Annotated in this window: 9 protein-coding genes; 8 read left to right on the top strand and 1 reads right to left on the bottom strand. The window is 63.0% G+C overall.

The window, feature by feature from the left end:
• Positions 1-136 precede the first annotated feature (136 nt).
• On the bottom strand, positions 137-2,455 hold the full coding sequence (locus tag ACMNAY_RS07045) for a transglycosylase domain-containing protein (RefSeq protein WP_418718916.1): 2,319 nt from the start codon (positions 2,453-2,455) through the stop codon (positions 137-139).
• Between the two features lie 115 nt (positions 2,456-2,570).
• Between ACMNAY_RS07045 and ACMNAY_RS07050 the strand changes: the two genes are divergently transcribed.
• The 8 genes from ACMNAY_RS07050 (at position 2,571) to udk (ending at position 8,342) form a co-directional block, all read left to right on the top strand.
• A complete protein-coding gene (locus ACMNAY_RS07050) occupies positions 2,571-2,918 on the top strand; it encodes a hypothetical protein (RefSeq protein WP_418718917.1) in 348 nt (115 codons plus the stop codon).
• Positions 2,919-2,986: 68 nt separating this feature from the next.
• On the top strand, positions 2,987-3,289 hold the full coding sequence (locus ACMNAY_RS07055; protein WP_394967100.1) for a BofC C-terminal domain-containing protein: 303 nt from the start codon (positions 2,987-2,989) through the stop codon (positions 3,287-3,289).
• Between the two features lie 85 nt (positions 3,290-3,374).
• The gene (locus ACMNAY_RS07060) at positions 3,375-5,153 is read left to right on the top strand and encodes an HAD-IIIC family phosphatase (RefSeq protein WP_418718918.1); all 1,779 of its coding nucleotides are present in this window, start codon (positions 3,375-3,377) and stop codon (positions 5,151-5,153) included.
• Between the two features lie 22 nt (positions 5,154-5,175).
• Positions 5,176-5,418, top strand: coding sequence for an acyl carrier protein (locus ACMNAY_RS07065; protein WP_394967103.1), 243 nt, complete (start codon positions 5,176-5,178; stop codon positions 5,416-5,418).
• A 65-nt stretch (positions 5,419-5,483) separates the two neighbouring features.
• Positions 5,484-5,900 carry a MaoC family dehydratase gene (locus ACMNAY_RS07070; protein ID WP_394967105.1) on the top strand — a complete coding sequence of 139 codons (417 nt, stop codon included), beginning with the start codon at positions 5,484-5,486 and terminating at the stop codon, positions 5,898-5,900.
• A 9-nt stretch (positions 5,901-5,909) separates the two neighbouring features.
• Positions 5,910-6,641 carry an SDR family NAD(P)-dependent oxidoreductase gene (locus ACMNAY_RS07075; RefSeq protein ID WP_418718919.1) on the top strand — a complete coding sequence of 244 codons (732 nt, stop codon included), beginning with the start codon at positions 5,910-5,912 and terminating at the stop codon, positions 6,639-6,641.
• Positions 6,638-7,627 carry a hypothetical protein gene (locus ACMNAY_RS07080; RefSeq protein WP_418718920.1) on the top strand — a complete coding sequence of 330 codons (990 nt, stop codon included), beginning with the start codon at positions 6,638-6,640 and terminating at the stop codon, positions 7,625-7,627. The genes ACMNAY_RS07075 and ACMNAY_RS07080 overlap by 4 nt, the downstream gene beginning before the upstream one ends.
• An 88-nt stretch (positions 7,628-7,715) precedes the next feature.
• The gene (gene udk, locus ACMNAY_RS07085) at positions 7,716-8,342 is read left to right on the top strand and encodes a uridine kinase (RefSeq protein ID WP_394967110.1); all 627 of its coding nucleotides are present in this window, start codon (positions 7,716-7,718) and stop codon (positions 8,340-8,342) included.
• Positions 8,343-8,384 lie beyond the last annotated feature (42 nt).

Raw genomic sequence — 8,384 nt, forward strand, 5'->3', positions numbered from 1 at the left:
GGTGAAACCGGCTGCGCCGCGATTTTCGGCAAATGGAGCAGTTTGGCCCCCCGCAGGGCATTTCGTTTGCACACAATACACAAAGGGCCCCATCTGTGCGCGATTTGCGCACAGATGGGGCCCTTTTGTTTTTCACTTACGGATGCATGGTGCAGTAGCCGGGCATATTGTCAGCGGTGTAATAACCGACTGCCGTGTTGGGGCAGTTGACGGCAAGTTCGCCGCTGTCCGCGCAGAAGGTAGCCGTCTGCACATCCTCGCTCACCGGGAAGCTCTTGGTCTCCAGGTCGGCCTGGATGGTATCCATCAGCTGTTTCCACGCCTTCTGGATGGGCTTTGCATTCTGGCCGCGCTTCACCGCAGTGATATCGTAGGGCTGATCATAGCCCCACCACACACCGGTGACATAATAGGGAGTCAGGCCAACAAAGGTGAAATCGTGGTTGTCGGTGGTGGTACCGGTCTTGGCGGCGGCCTCCATCTCACCGGCAGGCTTGATGGACGTGCCGGCGGTGCCGTTGGGGCCCAGAACCCCCTGCAGCAGCCGGTTCATGATCATGGCGGTGCTGGGCTTGATGGCCTGGGTGTGCACCACATTGACGGTATTGTCCAGAATGACCTCGCCGGTGACGGCGTTCTCCACCACGGTGTAGAGGTGGGGGGTGACGTACTCGCCGCCGTTGCCAAACATCTGGTAGGCGCCGGTGAGCTCCATCAGACTGATACCCTGGGAGAAGCTGCCCAGCACCATGGGGGCGTAATCAGCGTCCGCCTCGGTGAGATGGGTCATGCCCAGAGTGTCGTGGGCGAAGCTGTACATATAATCCTTGCCCACACGCTGGCCCACACGCACGGCAATGGTGTTCTTGGAACGGGCGATGGCGGTATTCACAGTGACCAGCGCGCCGTCGCCAAACCCTTCATAGTTGGTGGGCCAGTCCTGCCAGATGCTGGGATTGGCCAGCACCTCGGGGGCGTCGTTCTCGTACATCTGGGTGCCAAGCTGAGGATAGGAAGACCGATACTCCTTGGCAACGATCTTGCCCACGCCCAGATCGGGCAGGGCGCTGGAGTAATGAATGAGGCCGGAGTCGATGCCCAGGGAGTAGGCCGCCAGCGGTTTCATGGTAGAACCCACCGACCGCTGGGTGCCGCCGTACTCGGGGGCCACCGCCCGGTTGAGGCCCAGGTCGGTGGTCTTTTCGCCCAGGCCGCCCACCAGCGCCAGCACCTGGCCGGAGTAGTCCATGGTGAGCATGGCCGCCTGGGTGCGGGCGTTGTAGTAGTACACCGGCTCGCCCTTGGAGTTGGTGCCGGTCTTATAAGTGCCGCCATCGTTCACAACGATGTTTTCCAGCTCGGAAGGCTCGGGCACCTGGCTCTGGAGGATCTCTTCCTCATGCCACAGCGCCGGGATGGCGTCGTCGGCATTGAGCATGATCTTCTCCATTTCCTCCTGGATATAGGGGTCCATGGTGGTGTAGATGCGCAGACCGCCGTTGTAGATGAGGTTATGGGCCTCGGCGGCGGTGTAGCCCAGCTCGTCCTGAAGCTGCTGCTGCAGCATCTTGTACACCGCATCGGCAAAGTAGGAGTTGTTGGAAGAGGTGGTGACCACCTCGGCCTCCTTCTCCTCCGCCAGCACCAGCGGGCTGTTCACCGCGTCGTTGTACTCGGAATCGGTGAGTTTGCCCTGCTCGTGCATCAGCTGCAGGATCCAGTTGCGGCGCTGCAGGTGCTGCTCGGGGTTGGTGTAGGGGTTGTAGCCGGTGGGGTTCTTGGTGATGGCCGCGATGCTGGCGCACTCCGCCGGGGACAGCTGCGCCAGATCCTCGATGCCGAAATAGTTGGACGCGCCCGCCTTGACGCCGGCGATGGAGCCGGAAAGGCTCACCGTGTTCAGGTAGGCCTCCAGGATAGTGTCCTTGTCATAGCGCTTGTCCAGGCCCAGGGCGCGGAAAATTTCCCGCAGCTTGCGGTCCACCGACACGTCGTCGTCGCCCAGGATGTTCTTGATGAGCTGCTGGTCCAGGGTGGAAGCGCCCTGCATGCTGTCATAGATGGGGAAGCCCAGTTTGGTGGCGATGTAGTTGACGCCGGCGGCGAAGGTGCGCTTGAAGTTCACGCCGCTGTGCTCGTAGAAGTCCTTGTCCTCCACGCAGATGAAGGCCCACTTAAGATAGGGGTTGGACTCGATCTCCTGCAGGTCCACCCACTCGCGGTCGTTGCTGTCGTGCCATTCCTCAACCACCACCCACTCGCCGGTGTCGTGGTCCCGGGCCAGCAGCTGGCTGGTCTGGGCCAGCTCCAGGTTGGTCAGATCCAGCAGTTCGGCGTCGTTGGCGGTGATCTCCACGGCGTAGAGGCTCAGCAGAACGGCCAGCACACTGCCCACCATCACGCCCAGGCAGATGCAGGCGGCAACGAACTTCATGAAACCCTTGAAGATGCGCATGCCCTTGGACTGCTTCTTGCCCCGGGGCCCGTGGGAACCATTGCCCTCCCCCGGCTCCTGGCCCGCCGGGCGCGCGGTGCGCCGGGGCGAAGAGGAGATGCGGGAAGGCCCGTTCTTGGAGCTGGCGGTGCGGCCGGAGCCGCTGTGGGAAGCGCTGCGGCCGGAGACCGGGCGCTCACCGGAAGAAGCGCGGGACGCGGCAGAGCTGTGGGAGATGCCGCTGCGATTGAGTTTCCGGCCCTGGGCGGAACCGGTGGAGCCGGCGCTGTGGGCGCCGGAGGTGCCGGAACCGTCGGGACGACGGATGCTGCGATGCTCGTTGGATTCTATGAGGACCGCCTCCTTTGCGGAAAAATCGGTGTGTACTCAGCGGCCCGGCACGTCTTTTCGCGCAAACGAAAACAGACGGCCGCGGACCGCCATGGTGGTATTATACCACAACACGCCCCCGCAAGTACAGTGAAATCCCCCTGAAAATTGTATGAACGGCCCGGGCAGGGCCCATACTGGCCGTGAAAGGGGGTCTTTTTCATGACAAAGATCTGGGTGGCGCTGCTGGCGGTGCTGTGCGCCGCGAGCCTTGCATTGAGCCTTTTCTGGATGGTCCGGCCGGGGCGCACGGCGCCGCAGGAGACGTCCTCGGCGGCGCCCTACCTTTTAAAAGATCACGGCGGCAGGCTGGCGGTGTTCGCCCCGGGAGCCGACGAACCGCTGCAGGTGTACGACATCTACACCCACCTTTTGCCCGAGCAGGACGTGGCCGCGCTGCAAAAGGGCATCCCGGTGGAGAGCGAGGAGCGGCTGGACCGGCTGCTGGAAGACTTCGGGGCCTGAGGGCGGAGCCTTTCTCGGTTGCTTTTGTACGGGGGCTATGGTACAATGATTTTGTAAAAATTTGTAAACAAACGGAGGCGTCACCGTGGATCTTTTGCGCAGTGATTTCGACCCCGCCCTGGTCTTGCAGCAGAAGCGGCGCATCAAGCGCGAGCTTTTGCAGAAAGAGGGCCTCGTCCCCAAGAAAGTGGCTCTGATGAGCGGCAGCACCATCGGCGAGATCAAGAACATTCTGGAACTGTTCCTGCTGGCCAACGGCATCCGGCCGGAATTCTACGAGGGCGGCTATTCCCTGTTCTTCGAGAATCTGGTGTTCGACGACGGCTCGCTGAAAGCCTTCGCCCCGGACTTCATCTACATCCACACCAGCCAGCGGAACATCAAGCTCTGGCCCGAGGCCGAGGACGACGCCGCGGCCTGCGAGGAAAAACTGAACGCGGAGTTCGCCCGCTTTGAGCAGGCGGTCAAGGCGGCGCTGGGCTTCGGCTGCCCGGTGGTCATCAACAACTTCGACCTGCCCCTCTACCGGGTGATGGGCAACCGGGAAGGCGTGGATGTTCACGGACGGGTGCGCTTTGTGCGCAAGCTGAACGAGAAGCTGGCGGCGCTGGCCGAGGCCACCCCGAACCTGTACATCAACGACCTGGCCTACCTGCAGGCCCTCTACGGCATGGACCGGTTCAGCGACCCCACCGCCTGGTACGCCTACAAGTACGCGGTGAGTCTGGAGTGCCTGCCCTACCTGTGCCAGAGCGTGGCCAACATCATCAAGAGCCTGCTGGGCAAGAACAAGAAGGCTCTGGCCCTTGACCTGGACAACACCCTCTGGGGCGGCATCATCGGCGACGACGGCGCCGAGGGCATCGTGATGGGCAACGAGACTCCCGCCGGCATGGCCTACGCCGAATTCCAGAGCTATCTGAAGGCCCTGGGCAAGCTGGGCATCCTGCTGAACGTGTGCAGCAAGAACGAGGAGTCCATCGCCCGCACCGGCTTTGACCGTGCGGACAGCGTTCTGAAAGCGGACGACTTCCTCTGCTTCAAGGCCAACTGGGACCCCAAGCATCTGAACATCGCCGCCATGGCCAAAGAGATCAACATCCTGCCCGAGAGCTTCGTCTTTGTGGACGACAACCCCGCCGAGCGGGAGATCGTGCGCCGGGAACTGCCCATGGTCACGGTACCGGAGCTTTCCTGCCCCGAGGAGTACATCGCCGCCATCGACCGGGCGGGCTACTTTGAGGTGACCACCCTCTCGGCGGATGACAAAAAGCGGGCAGAGATGTACAAGCAGAACGCCCAGCGCGCCCAGCTGGAGCAGAGCTTCGGCAACTACGACGACTATCTCAAGAGCCTGGACATGGTGTGCGAGATCGGGGCTTTTGACGCGCCCCACGCCGAGCGCATCACCCAGCTCATCAACAAGACCAACCAGTTCAACCTGACCACCCGCCGCTACACCGCCGCCGAGGTGGAGAGCCTGCTGGACAACGACGAGTACATCACCCAGTACGGCCGCCTGGTGGACAAGTTCGGCGACAACGGCCTTGTCACCGCCATGATCGGCCACAAGCAGGGCGACGTGCTGGAGATGGACCTGTGGATCATGAGCTGCCGCACCTTCAAGCGCCGGCTGGAGCACGCCATGTTCGACGAGCTGGTGCGCCGGGCCGCCGAGGCGGGAGTCAAGACCATCGTGGGTCACTACTACCCCACCGCCAAAAACTTGCTTGTGAAGGATTTTTATGCTACAATCGGCTTTGTAAAAACCGCCGAGGACGAGGCCGGCAACTGCACCTTTGAGTTCACCGGCTTCGAGGGCTACCAGCCCCAGTGCGGCGTGATGGAGATCAAACGGGTCTGACCCGAAAAGGAGCGTTCAAACAATGGATAAGCAGAGCATTTTCGAGGCCGTGCAGGAGATTTTCCGCGACAACTTCGACGACGAGGAACTGGTCATCACCCGCGAGACCTGCGCCGACGACATTGAGGACTGGGACAGCCTGGAGCAGATCAACCTGCTCACCGCCATGGAGAAGAAGTTCGGCCTCAAGTTCAAGCTGGAGGACGTGCGCGGTCTGGAGAACGTGGGCGACCTGCTGGATCTGATCGAGCGGCTCACCGCCTGATTTTACGCAGCCAAAAGGCCGGGCACCTGCCCGGCCTTTTTTGAAGAAAAAGGAGTTTTTCACCCATGAACAGCTACACTCTGGCTGACATCGCCCCCGGCATGACCGAGAGCTTCACCGTCACCGTGACCGAGGCGATGATGGACGCCTTTTACGCCGTTTCCGGCGACAACAGCCCCATCCACATGGACGCGGACTACGCCGCCGGCCGGGGCTATCCCGGGCGGGTGGTCTACGGCATGCTGGGCGCCAGCTTTTTCTCCACCCTGGCGGGGGTCTACCTGCCCGGCGAGCACTGCCTGCTCCACAGCGTGGAGGCCAAGTTCGCCAAACCCGTTTTCATCGGCGACACCCTCACCGTCACCGGCAAGGTGACCGAGGTGAACGACACCTTCGGCGAGATCACCGTCAAGGCGGTCATCGAGAACCAGAACGGCCAGAAGGTCACCCGCGGGCTCATCAAGGCCGGCGTGGCGAAATAAGGAGGACACATGAGCAACGTTTATCTCATCACCGGTGCGTCCAGCGACGTGGGCTGCGCCCTCATCCGCCGCCTGTGGCAGCCGGGGGATCTGTTCATCGCCCAGGGCGCGGGCGACCTGGGGGGCCTGGCCGAGCTGTGCAAGGAGCACCCCGGCACCATCCGCACCTACGACGTGGACCTGACCAACGAAAAGGCGCTGGAAGCCTTCATCGCCGACGTGCAGGCCACCTGCCCCGCCCCCACCCACTTCGTGCATCTGCCCGCTTTGCGGGTGGTGAACACCAAATTCAAGAAGTTCGACGAGGAGCGTTTTGAAAAGGACATGAGCGTGCAGCTGCGCAGCGCGGTGGCGCTGTGCAAGGCCTTTGTGCCCGCCATGGCCAAGGCGAAGAAGGGCCGGGTGCTCTTCATGCTCACCAGCTATCTGCTGGGCCTGCCCCCCAAGAACACCGCCGCCTACATCATGGTCAAGAGCGCCCTGGGCGGCCTTGCCAAGAGCCTAGCGGCGGACTACGCTTCCTTCGGCGTCACGGTGAACTGCGTGGCTCCCAGCATGATGGAGACCAAATTCCTGGCCGACACCAGCGACCTGATCGTGCAGGCCAGCGCCGAGTCGAACCCCATGGGCCGCAACGCCACCCCGGCGGACGTGGTGCCCGCCATGGCGTTCCTGCTCAGTGACGAAGCCGGCTTCATCACCGGCGTTACCCTGCCCATCACCGGAGGGAGCGCCCTGTGAGCGCCCCGGTGCTGCGTCTCGCCCGCCCGGACGAGGCCCAAAAAGTGGTGGATTTCATCAACGCCAACTTCGACTGGCGGCTGCCCCTTGTCAACCGGGAGGAATATTTCAACTTTTATTACAAAAGCGGCGAGCAGCTGCAGTTCGCCCTGGCCGAAGCGGAGGGCGCGCTTGTGGCCGTTGCCGGCTACATACGGGCCTCAAACGCCCCCGACGCCGACATCTGGGTGTCGGTTTGGGTGGCGGCCAAGGGGCACAACGGCGTAGGGCTGGAACTGATGGACGCTCTGCCCACCCTCACCGGCGCGCAGGTGGTGGCCTGCAACAACATCCGCCCCAAGACCATGGCCTTTTACCGTTTTCTCGGCTGGTACGCCGACCGGGTGGGCCATTTCTACCGGCTGGCGGGCCTTCCCGAATACCGGCTGGCCCGGGTGACAGACGCCCCCGTGCTGCCCGCCGGGGGTGACCTTACACTGGAGCCGGTGAAAAGCCCCGAAGCGCTGGCTGCGCTGGGTATGCCGGCCAGCCCCCACACCCCCCGCAAGGATGTGTGGTACATGCAGCGGCGGTACTTCGCCTTCCCCCACCTGACCTATTCGGTCTACGCCGCGAAGGCGGGCGGGCATCTGCTGGCGTATCTGGTCTGCCGCGTGGTGGACAGCGGCCAGGGCAAGGCCCTGCGCATCGCCGATTTTGTGGGCGACACTTCCCTGCTGCCCCGGCTGGGGGCGGCCATCGACGGGCTTTTGAAGCAAAGCGGCGCGGAGTACGCCGAGTGCTACTGCGCCGGGGTGGACCCGGCGGTGATGGCTGCGGCGGGCTTTTCCGAGCGCAAAGAGGGGGACGCAAATATCCTGCCCAACTACCTGCAGCCGCCCCTGTTTGAGAACACCGAATACTACTACTTCACCAGCGACCCCGACCGCTTCGTGCTGTTCAAGGCCGACGGCGACCAGGACCGGCCCAATCTGCCTGCGGACTGAGGGCGGCAGGCAGGCCCCGGGGCGCAAGATCCCCCGTCTTTTTCCGCCGGCAGCGGGCCGGCGGCACAAACATAAAGGAGACATTGGTATGAGCATTATGGTACTGGGCATTGCCGGCGGTACCGGCAGCGGAAAGACCACGCTGACCAAGCGGCTGAAGGAGCGCTTCGGCGACCAGATCAGCGTCATCAGCCACGACAACTACTACAAGCGTCAGGACGAGCTGACCTACGAGCAGCGGTGCCTGACCAACTACGACCACCCCAACGCCTTTGAGACGGAGCTGATGGTGGAGCACATCAAGGCCCTGAAGGCGGGCGAGACGGTGCTGTGCCCGGTGTACGATTTCTCCCAGCACAACCGCTCCGATGACTTCATCCAGATCCACCCCGCGCCGGTGATCCTGGTGGAGGGCATCCTCATCTTTGCCAGCCCGGAGCTGTGCGATCTGATGGACATCAAGGTGTTCGTGGACACCGACGCCGACGTGCGCATCCTGCGGCGCATCGTGCGGGACGTGAAAAAGCGCGGCCGCACGCTGGACAGCGTGGTCACCCAGTACCTGACCACCGTGAAGCCCATGCACGAGCAGTTCGTGGAGCCCAGCAAGCGCCGGGCCGACCTCATCATTCCCGAGGGCGGCAAGAACCCGGTGGCGGTGGAAATGCTCATCCACCGGCTGGAGAGCCATCTGGCAAACGAGGGGAAGAAATAACAAAAGCGGCGCGGGGGGGGGCCAAAAGCGGCGGGGGGGGGG

Origin of the sequence: Candidatus Allofournierella merdipullorum, from assembly GCF_048426865.1 — a bacterium.
GTDB classification, from domain to species: Bacteria; Bacillota; Clostridia; order Oscillospirales; family Ruminococcaceae; genus Allofournierella_A; species Allofournierella_A merdipullorum.